A 17,101-nucleotide genomic window follows, 5' to 3' on the forward strand; every position below is an offset into this window, starting at 1 on the left:
GGTGATTACGGAGAATCGGGTTTTGAGATCTTTTCCAAATTTTCGCAGCCTGGTACTCCCAGTCTTGGGCCTCTTTGTCCTTTAAAAGGTTCGCAAGTGGTACTTTCCAATCCAGCGATACAAGCTTCGAAAGAAGCGACAGTCTCCGCAGTCAATTCCTTCTTTTCGGACTTTCTTTGTTCTCTCGCCTTATCGAAATTTTCCTTAAAATAAGAAACACATCCCTCTTCGGATTGCATAAAAGCAGGAAGAGTCGCCCTATATTGAGGAGGTATCTTTGCAATATCGTCCTTGCTACATTCTATCATTTTCGAACAAAGAGCTTTCTGGAACCGAGGAGCTAATTCCATAATTTTGTCTTCGGGAGATTTCGAACAAGAAGTCATAAGAACGATTCCAGAAAGGAATAGTATTAAAACTCGAATATGCATCATCAGATACCTCAAAATAAATTTCCAACAAAGTAAAAAAACCGCTCCGTTCGAAAATCCTTTTTCTATTATTCTATGAATTAATGAAAATCTAAAATTTGCCCGTCTATTTCCTGTTTTATGAGCTTTTTCTACCTTTTTTGCGTCCAATATGTTTCGGAATGATTTTTTTATTTCCAAAACAAATCCACCTAGGTAATTTCTAAACCCGCTATTCTATGGATAAATCTAAAAACGGAAAAAACTCCCGGGTAGTCATCACCGGTATCGGAGTCATTCTTCCGAACACTTTTTCAGTACAAGACTTTTGGACAAATCTTTCTGAGGGAAGATCCCAACTGGATTTTATCACCCGTTTTCCTACGGAAGACTTCCCGATCAAGGTCGCGGGGGAAATGAATACGTTCGATTGGAAAAAACATCTGCCTGATCTGAGCGATAAATATTCCAAGAATTATAATACGGAAACTCTGGCATTAATGGCCGCTATGGAAGAGGCAAATAAGGATGCTGGTATCACGAAAGGAGATTTACATCCGAGTAGAGTCGGCTTTATAGACTCTTCTTCCAGAGCATCTATGGCTTGGTGGGATTTTGCTTGGAGGAAATATTTAGAAGAAAAGGATCATAACGTGTTCGATCGTTATTCTGTTCTTACTTCTATGGCTTCCAATCCCACGAACTTAACCGCAATCAACGCAAATATCCAGGGTTTTGTGACCACAGTGTCTGCTGCTTGTGTGGGTGGACATCATGCGATCAGCTTATGTTACCAAGCTATTCGCAAAGGTAGAGCGGAAGTTATGTATGCCGGTGGTCATGAATTTCCCATTCTCAAAACTCTAATGATGATGTATTCCGATCCTATGAGCCGGGTCATGTCTTTGGAAAAAGATAATCCTAAAAAAGGGATCCGTCCTTACGATATAAATAGGGACGGGTTTTTATTGGGAGAAGGCGCAGTCGTTCTAGTGATGGAAAGATTGGACAGAGCATTACAAAGAGGTGCTAAGATCTATTCGGAAGTTCTAGGAACTTATAGTTATAATGAAGCGGACCATGCGATGAGAATGGACTTAACCGGCAAAAAAGCCACCACCGGTCTTAGACATTTGATGAAGATCAGCGGACTTCGTTTGGGAGATATAGATTATTTCTGTGGGCATGGGACCGCAACGCATAACAATGATTTGGCGGAAAGTCGTGCAATCGGTCATTTGTATGAGGGTCGTCCTAAATTCCATTGGGCACCTGTCGGTTCTATTAAACCGATATTCGGTCATACATTCGGAGCGGCTGGAATTATCAATGTGGCCGCAACTTCTCTTATGTTGAAAAATCAGACCCTATGTCCTACAATCAATCTGGAGAATCCGGATCCTGAATGCGATCACGACCATGTCGCAGAAGGAGCCAGAAAGGCGAAAATCAGATATGCAATTTCCATGGCATTCGCGATCGGAAGCCAATCTTCATTCGTAAGTTTGGCAGCTCCGGAGTTTTGAGGGGTATATGCAGTTATCAAAACAATATAATGTTCTTAAAAGGACCGGAGTGGCTCTTCTTTATAAGGGGCCATTTTCCGAGACTACCATTTCTTCTTTAAACGATCTTCTAAAAGAAAAATTAGAAGGAGAAAAGAAGAAGAACCGCATCCTCACCGTATTCGTGGAAATGGCGCAGAATGTTGCCCATTATTCCGTAGAAAGAGATGAAAAAAGCGGAATAGGCATTTTAGTTTTAAGAAGAAAGGCCCATAATTGGGAACTCAATTGCGGTAATGCGATCACTCCTGAGCAAGCCGCATTCTTAAAAGGTAAATTAGAAGAAACTAAAAAACTTTCCCAAGAAGAACTCAAACAAAAGTATAATGAGCAGATCCGTTCCGACAGGCCCGAAAAAAGTAAAGGTGCAGGTTTAGGTTTTTTTGAAATAGCAAGAAAGTCGGATTTACCCTTGGTGTTTCAATTAGAGGAGGCGGACAATGGGGATTTATTCTTCCGATTGACTGCCCGATTTCTGTTAGAAGGCGCCTACTCTTCCGGTCTTTAAGACAATCAACTTAAACTGAGTCTATTTTTATAATTACAATCGTGTGATTGTCTCTAGTAAGTCTGAGATTTGCTTCTTCCGAAAGGATCCTACAAGTTTCTCTTAGATCTTCATGTTCTCTCATGATCTTTTCTATTTGGTCAATGTTCAAAACTTCAGTAAGACCATCTGTGCAGAGTAGTATAAAATCTCCGGGAGACAATTTTCCGGAATAGTCGAACGTATCAACTTCTATACTTTTTGTTCCGCCGCCAATACAACTGGTTAAAAGATTTCGGCCGTAACTGGAACCTAACTCTTCTCCAATATTATGATCTACTGTTACTTTGCTGAGACCGTTTTTTGTAAGGTGATAAAGTCGGCTGTCTCCTACGTTAAAGACCCAGGACTTTCTTTTTCCCAAAAGACAACCTACTAAAGTGGTCCCCATCTTAGGTTTTCCTATAGATTCACCGTAGGCGTTTACTTCGTTATTAATTTTGCGGATTAGGTTCTTCCAACCGGAAGAAGGCAATTCTTCGATGGGACGGATCGCTTTTTCCATCCAAGCAAGTTTTTCTAATGCAACTCTACTTGCGATCTCTCCCGCTTCATGTCCGCCTAAACCGTCCGCCAAGGCAAATAGTCCGGAAAATTCTTCCGTATCTAATTCGCGAACTGTATCTGATTCTCCGTGAGTTTGGCCACATACCAAACTATCTACGGATAAAAAAGAATCTTCGTTATGAGAACGAAAGTTTCCCTTGTCCGTGATTGCATAATACCGGAGTTTCATATTTTTTTTAGCCGGGAAAACCGTTTACTATTCTCGAAACGGAATTACGCAATTTTGACTCATCCAAACTTTCCTTCAAGAAAAAAGATTACGTTTTCTATATAAGAAAATAACGAAATTTTGATGGATTCCCGAGAAAAATCTTTCCTTTTTACTTTGCAGTATAGCCGCCATCTACGGGAAGCGCCACGCCGGTAATGAAGGAAGCCTCGTCGGAACATAACCAAACTGCCGCCTTTGCCACTTCACTCGGCTCAGAAAGTCGATTGACTGGATGTAATCTGGTGATTTTTTTCTCAGCTTCTTTAGGATCAGACGAAGAATGAAACAGTCCTTCTAACATTTCCGTGCGAATAAATCCCGGACAAACTGCGTTCACTCTAATCTTTTTTTCCGCGTATTCTAACGCTGCTGATTTTGTGAGTCCGACTACTCCATGTTTTGCTGCAGAATATGGAGCCACTTTCCAATCTGCACCGACTAACCCTGCGATAGAAGATACATTTACGATAGAACCCCCTCCTCTTTTTAAAAGAAGTTCTAATTCATGTTTCATACAAAGCCAAGTGCCTTTTAGATCTACCGAGATCACTTTGTCCCAAACTTTTTCCGGGTATTGATGTAGATCGGTTGCAAGTCCGCCGACCGCAGCGTTGTTCACCGCGTAGTCTAAGCCTCCGAATTCGGACTCGGCTTTTTGTACTAATTCTTTTACTTGAGAATCGTCTGACACATCACATCGAAAGAACTTTACTTTTCCGCCTAGTTTGGAAATTTCCTCTTCTGCTTTTTTTCCTTCTTCTTCTCTTCTTCCGCAGAATATTACCTTCGCACCTCTGGAAACAAATTCCAATACGATTGCTTTTCCGATTCCTGCATTCCCGCCTGTGACTAATGCGACCTTATCTTTCATCGGATCTTTCTAGTTTCTCCGGTCCTGACTTTGTTCAGATATTTTTTGAGATGAGAATTAATCGTCTGAAGGTCATCCAACTCTTGGGAAGGATCCACTTTTCCAAGATCCGCTACTAAGATCAGAAGATATCTTAATTCTTCCAAATGCACTTTTGCTCTTAGTATATTTTTTACTTTTTCTGCGCGAATTCTGGTTCCCCAAGCACCTGCAATTCGAACAGGCAATAAGGAAGAAATGGATCTGATATGTTCTAATAGACTCGGCTCTACTTTTCCTTTCCAACTCTCACAAAGTTCGTATAAATGAAGAAGGAACACATGCGATAGATTCCACACTTCCAGTTTACGAAATCCGAATACGAATCCATCGGGACCGACGGCGCTTGAGACCTCTTTTCCGATCTCAGGACTTTGCATCTTGATATACTTACCGGTATCAAATTTCTGTTTGAATTCGGAAGGGATTGGAACTACTTTTCTTTGTTTATAATCGAAGAACAGAACTCTGATCTTTACGACGGAGACCTTCTCCGCTCGATTCCTTTTAGAAAGCCTAAAGTATAGATCAAAAGACTTCTCCCCGAAATTATCCAAGGAAACATCTATAATCACTTTATCTTTATATAATAATTCTCCCTGATATTGTATGGAAGCATTTGCAAATATGATGCTGTTTCCGTGTATATCGGTGACCGAATAACCTAAGTATTGAAAGAATTGAAGGTGAGCTTCCATCACAAGATCCAAGACGCTTGCGAAAGAAACATGTATGTCCAAACTCAGATCGATCTTACGGATCGGTATCTCCGTCGAAAAATAATATTCCGAAGGAAACTCGGCTTCCGCCTGAGAAGTTTGGGCCTTGGAATTCATACTTCGAATTTCGCCCTGAATGCGGACGGGATCTCCAATGTTTTTTTAGAAACATAGTCGAAGAAGACTAGAGAAATTTTTGCGAGTCCTACTTCTTCTTTAGAAACTTTTTGAGAAGCGGAGATATATAGCTCGCAAGACTTCTTTCCTAAATTAAAAACTCCGGCTGAAAATTCCAAAACATCTCCAGCTTTAGCTTCGGACTTATAATCGACTTCCATTTTAGGAATGATGATATTGGCGCCTGCAATATTTGCCTTGGACCAAGAATACGATTCTAAGAATGCATCGAATACTTCGTTTATGAGTGGAATAAATGTTTCGTATGTTAGGTGAGAAACAAAAAGTCCACCTACTACAGTGGCGCTCCGAGTGTCCGATCTGCGGACAACTAGTTCTGTCTTGAATGTAAAAGACTCTTTGGGAACTTCTGACATTTAGCTTCTCTTTCTCATCTTAGTATCGGAGACTGGAAATCCGATCTTAAAGCCTTGAGTCTCTTGTATGAGTGAGAAAGAGGGAAGATCGTCCATTTTTTATACCTGGGTCAGGTAAAAAAGAGAGACCTAATCCTTCCTATTTAGCATTAAACGATGTTAGTCTTTAAATGCGAAATGTCATTGGCTTTAAACTCACGATTTGGCGGTATTTTCACATTGATTTCGTATGAATTCGGCCTTTTTTCCGTCAAAAATTTAACCTTTGGTGAAAATGCCGTTTGTCCGGGCTTTTCTACAAAATAAACGAATGCCACAAGAATCGAAACATAAAACTACTAAGATTCTTTCCGATCCCGATTCTCTTGTACGAGAATTCGTTAAGCCTGGCATGTACTTACACTTGGCCACTACCATGTCTAGGCCAAATGCACTTATCTATTCTCTCTCTAGAGTTTTTGAAGGAACAAATCCTGAGTTCACTATCAGTGTTGCGGGAATTCATTCTAGTGCTCATTGTCTAGCTCTTTCCGGCATCGTAAAAAAGATAATTACAGGTTTTGCCGGAGATAATTATCCTAAGCCAAGTCCAAACAGTCTGTATAAAGATTTAATGAGAGGGAAACCTTTCGAGTTGGAACTTTGGTCCCTTCTCACATTGGTGCAAAGATTAATGGCGGGAGCCATGAAACTTCCCGGCTTTGTTTCTAATTCTTTGGTAGGGTCTGACCTAATTACGGACAAATTAGGAAAGACTGCGTTCTTATATCATAAACCTACCGAAGGAAGTCCTTACGGAGAAGCAGCAAGTCCTCATCTAGATTCCGAAAGTAGAGGAACAAAGAAGAAGGACATGGTAGTCCTTCTTCCACTTTGCCCTGAGATCACATTGGTTCACGGAGTAGTAGCGGATGAAGATGGGAATATTGTACTTTCTCAGCCAGGCGGAGAAGGAGCCTGGGGTGCACTTGCAGCTACAAAAGGTGTAATCGCTACTGTCGAGAAGATCGTACCAAGAGGAACAGTTCCTCCTGAACTAGTACATATACCCAGTACGAAAGTTTTAGGGATCGCTCCAGCAAGATTCGGGGCACATCCTCAATCTTTAAGGGTACAAGGTTTTCCAGAGATCCCTGCATTCGAAGGTGTGGAATCTTATTTGGATGATTACGAATTCCAAATGGAGGCCAATAAGGCGGCAGGCATTCCCGCTAAGGCCGAAAAATGGTATAAAGAAAATGTAATATTATCAGGAGGTCACGAAGAATATCTGGATCTGATGGGAGAAGTCAGGCTCAGACGTTTGAAGATGACTCCTCCGGAACATTCTCTTTCTTCTCCCGAAAATCCTAAAACAGTAAATGATTCCGAGCAGATGATCATTCTTGCTGCAAGAGCGATCATAGAGAAAGTCAAGACAAAAGGATACAAAACGATTCTCGCAGGGATCGGAGCCGCTCATATGGCTGCCTGGACAGCAGCCAAACTTCTAGAAAAGGAAGGGATCCATATCAAGATCATCGCCGAACTTGGGTTTTATGGAATGAAACCTTTTGCGGGTGATGTTTTTCTTTTCAGCCAACTCCATACTCAACACTGTTCCATGTTATCCGATATCATAAGTGTATTGGGAACAATCGTACCGGATGATTGTTTGGGAGTGATCGGCGCTGCAGAAGTGGACTGGTTCGGAAATATCAACTCAGTCTTGGACGGAAAAGGAAACTTCTTAGTAGGTTCAGGAGGAGCGAATGATATCGCCTCCACTGCTGATACAATCGTAGTAGCAAAGGCGAACCGTTTTCGATTCGTAAGAAAAGTAAAACATATCACTTCTCCTGGAGACAGAGTGGTAGAAGCGGTGTGTCAGTTCGGTAGATTCCAAAGGAGTTCCTTTTCTGACCATCCTTTCGAATTAAGCTCATGGCTTACTCCCGCATCCGACGATGAAATGGAATCGGAAGAAGCTGTTCTAAGATATACTCTCTGGCTCCCTCCTGACGAAGATCTTCCCATTGCGCAAGAGCCGGCAGTAAATTCGGATGAATTGACTGCCCTCAGGGAATTGGATCCGGAAAGAATTTATACAGAACAATTTATGGTGTATACCCGTTTGCCTTAAGTGTGATAAAGATGAAGCAAAAGATTGGAATTATGACTGGAAATTTATTATGGACCAAAGGAGTATTGATCCATGGCGAATTCTAAAAATCTAGTTTCGAACGGGGTTCGAATCACCGGGATCGGACATTATCTCCCGGAAAGGATCGTCACTAACGATGAAATTCGGCCTAGATTAAAATATCCAGAAATGCACCCTGCCGAAAAAGCAGTCATCGGCAATATAGGTGTAACGGAAAGAAGAAGGGCAAACGAAAAAGAAACCGCCCAATTTATGGCTGCGGAAACCTCCAAAATGATCCTGAAAGATGCAGGAAAAAAAGCGGAGGATGTGGACTTATTCATTTTAGCCAACTGGACTGATAGGCTTTATCTCCCGGATTTGGCGCCTCAGGCTTCCAAACTTGCAGGAACTTCCAACTCACTAGCATTCGATATTTCTACTGCTTGCACCGGATTTGTTCATGGAGTGCAAATGGCATCTGCATTCTTAAGCAGCGGTAAATTTAAGACCGCACTAGTGATCGGTAGCGAAAGATTTTCCGTTAGAACCAAAATGAACGGCTATGGAGAATTTACTGCAGGTGATGCAGCAGCAGGAGTTCTGTTAGAATATACCGGAAACAAGGAATTCGGCATCATTGATTCTTTTTTGAAAGATGACGGAGATCTTTCTAAGATCATAGAGTTAGGACCAGGACCGAATTTTTATATAAAAAGTTATCCTGAGCTTGTGACCAACGCCGCAGATCTTACACTTTCCGCCATGGACGGTCTATTAAAAAAGAATAATGTCGCATTAGAAGATATAGATTGGGTAATACCCCATCCGGGCACAGACGTGGTCGTTCAGGATGTTCTCAAAAGAACAAAATTCCCTAAAGAAAAAATACTTTTTAATTTCGAAAGAGTAGGAAATACTTCCGCTGCATCCATCCCAATCGCATTATCCGAATATTATTATAAAGGGATCGTCAAAAAAGGCGATTTAATCCTTTCCCCAGCGGTTGGAGCCGGATTTTATTGGGGCGGTCTTTTGTATCGCCTCTGAAAATTCGATATTTAGAATATAATATAAAAATAAAGGTGAAGTAGAAGGATGATCGTAACAGGGTTCGAACTAAAAGAAAGACTAAATGCCGAATCTGCGTCCGAAGTTTATAAAGCTGTTCGTAAAGAGGACAGCAAGTCCGTTATCATCAAATTTCTTCCGGTTTTGGACGAATTACATCCTTCCGTGGTCAATCTTAGGAACGAATTCGAGATCCTAAATTTACTTTCTTCAGGCTATTTTGTTAAACCTATCAAGTTCGAAAAACTCCAAGATGGGTTCGCTCTTTTTATGGACTTCGTGCCAGGAGGTTCCTTAAAGGATTTTATATCCAAAAAGCCGATGACTCTCTCGGACTTTTTCCCTATCTCCATCCAACTCGCGGAAAGACTAAGTGAGATCCATTCCAAAAAGATCATACACAAAGACTTAAAACCAGAAAACATCATATTCAATAAGGATGAAAAACAGGTCCGGATCATAGACTTCGGGATCTCAACAAGACTGAACAAGGAAGAAACTTCCTGGTCAGCTCCGAATATTTTGGAAGGTTCCATCCATTACGTGTCCCCGGAGCAAACAGGAAGGATGAACCGTTCCGTTGATTACAGAAGTGATTTTTATTCGTTAGGGATCACTTACTACGAGATGCTTCTTGGAAAACTTCCATTTGACGGGGACGATCTTTTACAATTAGTACATGCTCATTTAGCCAAGATCCCTGTTTCGCCAAAAGAAGCAAGATCCGAGGTCCCTACAGTACTTTCAGAAATTATAATGAAACTTCTCGCAAAAAACGCAGAAGATAGATACCAAACGGCAAGGGGACTCCAAGGAGATCTAGAAAAGGCATTCACTCTATGGAAAGAAAAGTCTGACTTCCCTTCTTTCCCTTTGGCCCAAACCGATTTTTCTACCGAATTCAAGATCCCTCAGAAACTTTACGGAAGGGATGAGTATATCAAAACACTTTTGGAAGAATTCAAGTCCGTTGCAACAAACGGAAGATCCAGAATGGTTTTAATCGGAGGTTATTCCGGCGTAGGAAAATCGTCACTTGTAAAAGAGATCAACAAACCTCTCACAGAATCCAAAGGTTATTTTATCTCCGGAAAGTTCGATCAGTACAATCGTAACCTTCCCTTCTCCGCTATTATCCAAGTATTTTCCAGCTTGGTAGAATTGATTCTAACCGAATCTCCGGAAAGGATCGAGGCCTGGAAGAGTAAGATCAAAAAAGCGATCGGCGCCAACGGAAAAGTGGTCACTGATGTGATCCCGGAACTCGAGATCATTATCGGAAAACAGGATCCAGTTTCCGAACTTGGCCCGCAAGAGAATGCAAACCGTTTTTATATAGTATTCCAAAACTTTATTAAGGTTTTCGCAAGCCCCGAACATCCGCTTGCAATCTTCTTAGATGATATGCAATGGGCGGATACCGCTTCCCTAGAGCTTCTCAAAAATCTAATGGAAGACGTAACCGTAAATTACCTTTTTATCATATTGGCTTACAGGGACAACGAGGTGGATGCCTCTCATCCTTTCCAAGTATTATTGGATACTTTGGAAAAAGAAGGATTAGATCCTTACAAAATCGTCTTACAACCTTTGGCCCTAAAAGACGTAAGACAATTACTTTCTGACAGTCTTTATATTTCGGAAGATAAAACCACTGAACTCGCGGAGATCGTCCATTCTAAAACAGGAGGTAATCCGTTCTTTATCGGGGAACTTCTAAAACAACTCGCAAAAGAAGACTCGGTCTATTTCGATCAAGGTTCCGGAAAACCTGGAGAAGGCGTTTGGAAATGGGATATCGCAAAGATCCGGAACACCAAAATTTCGGATAACGTAGTAGAACTTTTAGTAAACAGGATCCGTAAACTTTCTCCTAAGATCCAAGAGACTTTGGAATTGGCTGCATGCATCGGAAGCAGCTTCGATCTGGCACTTTTAACTAGAATTTTAGAAACGGATTATAAAACTGCACTCTCTTCTTTGCAGGAGACAATCGCAGAAGAATTGATCGTTCCGATAGGCGAGAATTATCGTCTTGCGGAATCCTTTGAAGAAACTGCAGCAAATAAAGATAAAAATTATCAAACTGCAAAAACAGTTACCTTTCGATTCCAACACGACAGGGTCCAACAAGCTGCTTACGAAATTATAGAAGAAGAAAAGAAAAAGAAGATCCGCCTACAATTGGGAAGATTCCTGATAGAAGGAGCGGATCCAAAACAGATCGAAGACAATATTTTCGATATTGCAAACCATATGAATATCGGCTCCGGTCTCATCACTGAACCTGCAGAAAAGTTAAAACTGGCCCAGCTAGATCTAATCGCAGGAAAGAAGGCCAAAAATTCCACCGCTTACAAGCCTGCTCTATCTTATATTGCAAAGGCGAGAGAACTACTCTTCCTTCTTCCGGAAGCTTCTCAAGGAGACGATGCTCTTTGGAATGCAAAGTATGAACTTTGTTACTCTATCTTCAGAGAGTTAGGCGAAACTCAGTATCTTACCGGGAATTTCGATGATTCTCAAAAGACTATTGATACTCTTTTGAAATACGCAAGATCCCCGATCGAAAAAGCGGATGCTTGCAATCTACTCATCATTCAGTATTCGGCTCTTGGAAAATTCGACTTAGCTCTTCCGATGATCATTAAGGCTCTCCAACCTTTGGGTGTGGATATTCCTGAAAAAGATCATGAAAAAGTTACGGGAGAAGAAATAGAGATCGTAAACAAGGCTCTGGAAGAAAAGACAGTAGACTCCTTGTTGGACCTCCCACTGATCCAAAAACAAGAACAGATCATGGCGGTGAATCTTTTGATCAGCGCCATTCCTACCGTTTACAATTTTGCATTATCACTCTTTCCGATCGTTTCCTTAAAGATGGTAAACCTATTCTTGAAGTACGGAAACCTTTCCGATCCATACGGATATTCAATGTATGCGATCCTTCTCACTTCAGGATTCCAGCAGTATAGAAGAGGTTACGAATTTGCGGAACTTGCCGTCAAGGTGAGTGAAAAATATAAGAACCCGAGCGGGATCACCAAAGCCGCGAATATTCTCGCAAACTATACCACTCCTTTCGTAAGACATTTAAAATATTCGGAAGAGATCAATCATAGAGGGATCCAAGCCAGTTTAGAATCCGGGGAATTCTTACATGGCGGCTACTGCGCTATGAACGATGCAGTCAATGTGGTTCTCCAGTCTAAAAATTTAGAATTAGTAAAACCTAAAATAGATGGTCTATTAAAATTCACTCGCAAGGTAAAAAACAACTTAGCGATCGATACCGTTCTCGCATCCGCATTAGTAGTTTCTAATCTAAGAGGAAAGACCGCTTCTCACTTGGAATTTTCCATCGAGGAAATGAGTGAGAATGATTATATAGAATTATGTAATTCTCACCAAAGTCCTTTCCCTGTTTGTCTCTTCAAGATCATGAAAGCAAGAACGCTTCTCAGCTATGGGGAATCGGAAACCGCATTAAAAGAATTAGAAGAATCCGAAAGTATGCTGGGATTCATTTCCGGTCAGATCGCCGTTGAAGAACATGCTTATTTATATTCTCTCGCGATGGCAGCGAATTATAAACTTTCTACGCAAGAACAAAAAGCAAAATTCTTAGAAAGGATCAAGAAGAACCAACAGAAACTAAAAGTCCTTTCCGAAAACGCTCCTGAGAACTTCGAACATAAGTATCTTTTAGTAGAAGCGGAACTTGCAAGATTAGAATACAAAAATTGGAAGGCTGCTAAAACATACGAACAAGCAGTGCAACTTGCGGGCAAAAACGAATATTATAATGACGAGGCTTTGGCAGCAGAACTTGCATCCAAATTCTGGTTCTCCAAAGGAAGCGCCAAGATCGGATCTCAATACATAGCGGAAGCCTATCAAAAGTATGGAAGATGGGGAGCTACTAAAAAGCAGGAACTTCTCAAAACCAAATTCCCGGAATTTATCCGAGAAAAAGGAAGAGATACTTTCCGCACTACCCGCACGATCGGGACCTTAAGCACAAGAACTGCATCTGCGACAGAAGTATATTCAGGCCAGACTTTGGACTTTCAGTCTATTCTGAAAAGTTCCACCGCAATCTCCGGAGAGATCAAACTAGAATCCTTATTGGATACTTTAATGCAGATCTCCATCGAGAACGTGGGTGCGGAAAAAGGAGTCATGATCTTAAGAAGGGACGGAAAACTTTTTGTAGAAGCCGAAGGAAGCACTACCGACGACGAGATCAGAGTGCTTCAAGGAATTCCAATCCAAGAAAGTAAAAATATTCCGATCAGCGTTATCTATTATGTGGAAAGAACCAAAGAAGATCTGGTGCTGCGTAACGCATTCGCGGACGAGAAGTTCAACAAGGACCCATATATTAGAGAAAGGAAAACAAAATCCGTTCTATGTTCTCCGATTATCAAACAAGGAGAACTGATCGGTATATTATATTTGGAGAATAATCTTTCCGAGGCCGCATTCACTTCGGATAGATTGCAGACTATCTCCATTCTATCATCGCAGGCGGCGATCTCCATCGATAACGCATTACTTTATGCGAATTTGGAAAGCAAGGTCGCAGAAAGAACTAAAGAATTAGCTCAAGCCAACGACGATCTGGCATTAAAAAACCAGCATATTACGGATAGTATTACATATTCATTGAATATCCAGCAGGCCATTTTACCTTCTTCTGAAGTACTGGGAAGTGCACTTTCCGATTATTTTGTGGTATTCCGCCCGAAAGATATAGTATCCGGAGATTTTTACTGGTTTTCAAAACAGGAAGATGCAATATATATCGCATCCGTAGATTGTACAGGCCACGGAGTTCCGGGAGCTCTTATGTCCATGATCGGAAATACTTTGCTCAATCAGATCGTGAACGAAATTGGTATTACAGATCCAGGTTCTATTTTAGAACAATTACATAAAAAGGTAAGGCAAGCCCTCAAACAGGACATGGACCAAACAAATTCAAGAGACGGAATGGATCTTTGCCTATTAAAGATTGAAGGAAACAATTTATACTTTGCGGGAGCAAAACGGCCTATTTTTATTGGAAAAGGCGGAATCTTGACCGAAATTAAAGGTGATAGATTCTCGATCGGCGGCAGGCAAAAAGAAGAAACGCGAAAATTTACTACACACTCCATTCCCTTGGAAAATGGAATACGTACGAGTGTTTACTTAACCACGGACGGCTTTATGGACCAGCCGAATCCGGACCGACAAAAAATTGGTACCAAAGGATTGTTAAACTTCTTAAGCGGGATAGAACATCTTTCCTGCGAAGAACAAAAAGAACGTTTAGAATCCTTCCTGTTAGCCCACCAAAATGGAGAAGCTCAACGGGACGACATAACACTTGTCGGTGTAATACTGGGGGGAAGATAAGGAGATGTTTCTGGAAAAGGAAGATGCTGAAGATGGAAAATGAAGTCATAAATCTATTTAAGACTTATCAGGAAACCAGCGAATACAATCTGCTCGTATCCTTTAAGGGCAGACTGTCTCAGGAAGTTCTAACCGAATTAGGATCTATGATCCGGACTTCTTTGAGCACGGAATCCAAAATAAAGAAAATTTTTGCGGTATTTATTGAACTAGCGCAAAATATGCTGCACTACTCCGCTGAACGAAAAATTAACGAAGAGCAGAAAGATGCAGGCGTAGGGATCCTCATAGTTAGGGAAAATTCGGTTGGCTACCATGTTGCTTCGGGAAATTTGGTACTAAACGAGAAGATCGAATTTTTGACCGAAAGGATCCAAAAAATCAACTCCATGAGTAAGGACGAATTAAAGTCCTTCTACCAACAGCAACTTAGATCGGAGAGGCCGGAAGATAGCAAAGGAGCAGGTGTGGGATTAATCGATATTGCTAGGAAGTCAGACGGACCTCTGGTGTTTCGTTTCGACAAATTAGATGGCAAACTATCCTTTTTTACAATCTCCGCATTCTTTACGAAGGAAAACTAATCATGGAATCCTTACACATACAACAGACTAAAACTTCACCGGAAATCATCTTAGAATCGGACAAGGGGCTCGCGGAAATTATCGGAGAATCTTATCCGGAAAACGCAATGGCGTTTTACAAACCTGTCTTTGACTGGTTGGCTGCTATCCAAACTGCAAACAAACAGATCCAGTTCCGTTTTCAAATGGATTATTTTAACACCAGTTCTTCCAAAGTGATCATGGATATTTTGGACAATCTCCAGAAATATCATGACAAAGGTGGAAAGGTAGAAGTCGAGTGGCTCTATAAAGAAGACGACGAGGACATGCAGGAAACCGGAGAGGAATTCTCTTCCGACTTGTCCCTGCCTTTCAAAATGAAATCTTATAAATAAGATTTCATTCGTGCGGAACAAGTGGAAAAGAACGAAACTTCGAAAGAACAGAATACTTTTTTCGAGCAGGAATTTAAACTTCTCTCGGACGCTCAGTCTTTTTTAGAAGACCCGAATACTAAAGAGGATCCTAAACAAAAATTAAAAACTCTCGTAGGATCCTACGAGTCCCTTCTCAAACAATCTTCAAAGATCATGAAGATCGGGGACTCTACCCAACACAGACTTCTCAAAACTCAAGAAGCATTAACCGATTCTAATATAATGTTAGAGGCCGCTTATATGGACCTCAAACTTGTAACTGAGATCGGAAAGATCATCACTTCTTCTCTCGAGCCTAAAGTTATCATACAATCCGTTTACGAAAATACAAAGTCCATCGTTCCGATGGATGTGCTCGCATTCGGTACCTACGACGAAGAAAAAAAAGAGATCAAATATAAGTTTTGTGTAATAGACGGACGATATGTTCCAGCGCCTTCCGTAGATTCTTTAGAAGAGGATAATCCTTCTTCTTATTGCGTAAAACAACAGAAGGAACTGATTACATTAGATATCGAGAAAGATTTTCCGAATTATTTATCGGATATCAGAAAACATTTCGGAGAGAATTCCCAATCTGCATTATACTTCCCTCTTAAGGTAGAAGAACGTCTGATAGGGATTCTTACGGTTCACAGTTATTCCAAAAATGCGTTCCAACCCAACCAGTTAAATATCCTTAGGACCTTGGCAAACTATGTGGCAATCGGTGTGGATAACGCGGATGCTTATAGGACTCTTTCCAAAAGAAACAAAGAATTAAAAGACTCCTTGGAAAAAATCGAGGTCCTGAACAAGAGTATAGAAGAAGAAAGACAGAAGTCCGAAAATTTACTCTTAAACATTCTACCTAGAAGTATTGCTGATCGTTTAAAAGGAGGAGAAGGTGTTATTGCGGATTATTTCCCTTCTTCTACCGTTCTCTTTGCCGATATAGTCGGATTTTCCAAGCTTACCACTAAGATCCAAACTCCTACGAGATTAGTTGAGATCTTAAACCGTATTTTTACAGAATTCGATGTGATCGCCGATAAATATAAATTAGAAAAAATTAAAACAATAGGCGATTGTTATATGTTGGCCGGCGGTATTCCTGTGCCAACGGAAGACCATGCTCATAAGGCTGCCCAGGCAGCATTGGATATGATCCATCGTTTGGATGAATTAAAACCGGAGCTGGAATTCGAGTTTAATGTTCGAATCGGCCTTCATACCGGAGAGGTTGTTGCCGGAGTGATCGGAAAGAACAAATTCGTATACGATCTATGGGGCGATTCAGTCAATACCGCTTCTCGTATGGAATCTCATGGAGCCACCGGAAGGATCCATGTTTCTGAATCCGTTTATCTTTCCTTAAAAGATAAGTATAATTTCGAAGATAGGAATGTGATCGAGGTAAAGGGAAAAGGCCCGATGCACACTTACTTCCTGCAGGGCATTAAATAATTATAATATAAAAAAGGATCTCCGAAGAGATCCTTTTTTATTCGATCTTCAACTTAAAGCTTCGATCACTTCTTTGGGAGCCTGAACGAGTTCGATAAGAACTCCCTCTCCACAAAGTGGAAATTCTTCATTTCCTTTAGGATGAATAAAAGTCACGTCATGACCACCTGCACCCTTGCGGATCCCGCCTGGAGTAAAACGAACTCCTTGCGCACTCAACCATTCTACTGCTTTATGAATATCATCTACCCAAAGTCCAATATGATTCAGTTTTGGATCATTTACTTTCGGACTCTTGCTTGGGTCCACAGGTTCCATGATATCTACTTCTACAGCGTAAGGACCTTTGCCCATCTGTAGGATGTCCTCATCTACGTTCTCTTTTTCACTTCTAAAAGAACCGATGTTTTGCAGTCCGAGAGTATCCACCCAAAATTTTTTGAGTTTATCCTTACTGTCTCCGCCGACTGCGATCTGCTGCACTCCCAGAATTTTAAACGGTCTCATAATGCCCTATCTTTCGTTTTTTTCCAAATTCTTGCCCTTATAGAAAAGAGCAAGGATTTGTCCGAC

General features: G+C 41.1%; 14 protein-coding genes. 8 read left to right on the forward strand and 6 right to left on the reverse strand.

From position 1 onward, the window contains the following. Positions 1-5: 5 nt before the first annotated feature. Positions 6-434: an LA_2478/LA_2722/LA_4182 family protein gene (locus tag CH352_RS15305; RefSeq protein WP_100706964.1), complete on the reverse strand. Its 429-nt coding sequence runs from the start codon at positions 432-434 to the stop codon at positions 6-8. A gap of 215 nt (positions 435-649) precedes the next feature. Between CH352_RS15305 and CH352_RS15310 the strand changes: the two genes are divergently transcribed. Both CH352_RS15310 and CH352_RS15315 read left to right on the forward strand, forming a co-directional pair. Beyond that, a complete protein-coding gene (locus CH352_RS15310) occupies positions 650-1,936 on the forward strand; it encodes a beta-ketoacyl-[acyl-carrier-protein] synthase family protein (RefSeq protein ID WP_100706678.1) in 1,287 nt (428 codons plus the stop codon). 7 nt (positions 1,937-1,943) lie between these two features. Further along, positions 1,944-2,483: a SiaB family protein kinase gene (locus CH352_RS15315; protein WP_100706677.1), complete on the forward strand. Its 540-nt coding sequence runs from the start codon at positions 1,944-1,946 to the stop codon at positions 2,481-2,483. A gap of 10 nt (positions 2,484-2,493) precedes the next feature. Here CH352_RS15315 and CH352_RS15320 read toward each other — a convergent pair whose 3' ends face one another. From CH352_RS15320 to CH352_RS15335, 4 genes are all read right to left on the reverse strand, one after another. Further along, entirely contained in the window at positions 2,494-3,258 is a 765-nt protein-coding gene (locus CH352_RS15320) for a PP2C family protein-serine/threonine phosphatase (protein ID WP_100706676.1), read from the reverse strand. A gap of 151 nt (positions 3,259-3,409) precedes the next feature. Beyond that, on the reverse strand, positions 3,410-4,171 hold the full coding sequence (locus tag CH352_RS15325; protein ID WP_100706675.1) for an SDR family NAD(P)-dependent oxidoreductase: 762 nt from the start codon (positions 4,169-4,171) through the stop codon (positions 3,410-3,412). After that, positions 4,168-5,046 (reverse strand): four helix bundle protein, encoded by an 879-nt coding sequence (locus tag CH352_RS15330; RefSeq protein WP_100706674.1) that lies wholly within the window; start codon positions 5,044-5,046, stop codon positions 4,168-4,170. Before CH352_RS15330 ends, CH352_RS15325 begins: the two co-directional genes overlap by 4 nt. Further along, the gene (locus CH352_RS15335; RefSeq protein ID WP_100706673.1) at positions 5,043-5,483 is read right to left on the reverse strand and encodes an acyl-CoA thioesterase; all 441 of its coding nucleotides are present in this window, start codon (positions 5,481-5,483) and stop codon (positions 5,043-5,045) included. Before CH352_RS15335 ends, CH352_RS15330 begins: the two co-directional genes overlap by 4 nt. Positions 5,484-5,793: 310 nt before the next feature. On the opposite strand from CH352_RS15335, the gene CH352_RS15340 reads away from it, so the two are divergent. The 6 genes from CH352_RS15340 (at position 5,794) to CH352_RS15365 (ending at position 16,528) form a co-directional block, all read left to right on the forward strand. Then, complete coding sequence (locus CH352_RS15340; RefSeq protein ID WP_100706672.1) at positions 5,794-7,605, forward strand: CoA-transferase; 1,812 nt, start codon at positions 5,794-5,796, stop codon at positions 7,603-7,605. Positions 7,606-7,677: 72 nt separating this feature from the next. Next, positions 7,678-8,655, forward strand: coding sequence for a ketoacyl-ACP synthase III (locus CH352_RS15345; RefSeq protein WP_100706671.1), 978 nt, complete (start codon positions 7,678-7,680; stop codon positions 8,653-8,655). Between the two features lie 48 nt (positions 8,656-8,703). Further along, positions 8,704-14,079, forward strand: coding sequence for an AAA family ATPase (locus CH352_RS15350; RefSeq protein WP_100706670.1), 5,376 nt, complete (start codon positions 8,704-8,706; stop codon positions 14,077-14,079). Between the two features lie 32 nt (positions 14,080-14,111). Beyond that, entirely contained in the window at positions 14,112-14,663 is a 552-nt protein-coding gene (locus CH352_RS15355; RefSeq protein ID WP_008595640.1) for a SiaB family protein kinase, read from the forward strand. A 2-nt stretch (positions 14,664-14,665) separates the two neighbouring features. After that, positions 14,666-15,040 carry a DUF1987 domain-containing protein gene (locus CH352_RS15360; RefSeq protein WP_100706669.1) on the forward strand — a complete coding sequence of 125 codons (375 nt, stop codon included), beginning with the start codon at positions 14,666-14,668 and terminating at the stop codon, positions 15,038-15,040. Between the two features lie 21 nt (positions 15,041-15,061). Continuing rightward, positions 15,062-16,528 (forward strand): adenylate/guanylate cyclase domain-containing protein, encoded by a 1,467-nt coding sequence (locus CH352_RS15365; protein ID WP_100706668.1) that lies wholly within the window; start codon positions 15,062-15,064, stop codon positions 16,526-16,528. Positions 16,529-16,576: 48 nt separating this feature from the next. On the opposite strand, the gene CH352_RS15370 is transcribed toward CH352_RS15365, so the two are convergent. Continuing rightward, positions 16,577-17,035 carry a VOC family protein gene (locus CH352_RS15370; RefSeq protein WP_100706667.1) on the reverse strand — a complete coding sequence of 153 codons (459 nt, stop codon included), beginning with the start codon at positions 17,033-17,035 and terminating at the stop codon, positions 16,577-16,579. Positions 17,036-17,101: the final 66 nt, after the last annotated feature.

It is taken from the genome of Leptospira hartskeerlii (assembly GCF_002811475.1).
Taxonomy (GTDB): Bacteria; Spirochaetota; Leptospiria; order Leptospirales; family Leptospiraceae; genus Leptospira_B; species Leptospira_B hartskeerlii.

Coding starts and splice junctions, on each gene's coding strand:
- CH352_RS15320 (WP_100706676.1), bottom strand. CDS start 3,258: ATGAAACTCCGGTATTATGCAATCACGGACAAGGGAAACTTTCGTTCT.
- CH352_RS15315 (WP_100706677.1), top strand. CDS start 1,944: ATGCAGTTATCAAAACAATATAATGTTCTTAAAAGGACCGGAGTGGCT.
- CH352_RS15325 (WP_100706675.1), bottom strand. CDS start 4,171: ATGAAAGATAAGGTCGCATTAGTCACAGGCGGGAATGCAGGAATCGGA.
- CH352_RS15335 (WP_100706673.1), bottom strand. CDS start 5,483: ATGTCAGAAGTTCCCAAAGAGTCTTTTACATTCAAGACAGAACTAGTT.
- CH352_RS15355 (WP_008595640.1), top strand. CDS start 14,112: ATGGAAAATGAAGTCATAAATCTATTTAAGACTTATCAGGAAACCAGC.
- CH352_RS15310 (WP_100706678.1), top strand. CDS start 650: ATGGATAAATCTAAAAACGGAAAAAACTCCCGGGTAGTCATCACCGGT.
- CH352_RS15305 (WP_100706964.1), bottom strand. CDS start 434: ATGATGCATATTCGAGTTTTAATACTATTCCTTTCTGGAATCGTTCTT.
- CH352_RS15360 (WP_100706669.1), top strand. CDS start 14,666: ATGGAATCCTTACACATACAACAGACTAAAACTTCACCGGAAATCATC.
- CH352_RS15370 (WP_100706667.1), bottom strand. CDS start 17,035: ATGAGACCGTTTAAAATTCTGGGAGTGCAGCAGATCGCAGTCGGCGGA.
- CH352_RS15340 (WP_100706672.1), top strand. CDS start 5,794: ATGCCACAAGAATCGAAACATAAAACTACTAAGATTCTTTCCGATCCC.
- CH352_RS15330 (WP_100706674.1), bottom strand. CDS start 5,046: ATGAATTCCAAGGCCCAAACTTCTCAGGCGGAAGCCGAGTTTCCTTCG.
- CH352_RS15345 (WP_100706671.1), top strand. CDS start 7,678: ATGGCGAATTCTAAAAATCTAGTTTCGAACGGGGTTCGAATCACCGGG.
- CH352_RS15350 (WP_100706670.1), top strand. CDS start 8,704: ATGATCGTAACAGGGTTCGAACTAAAAGAAAGACTAAATGCCGAATCT.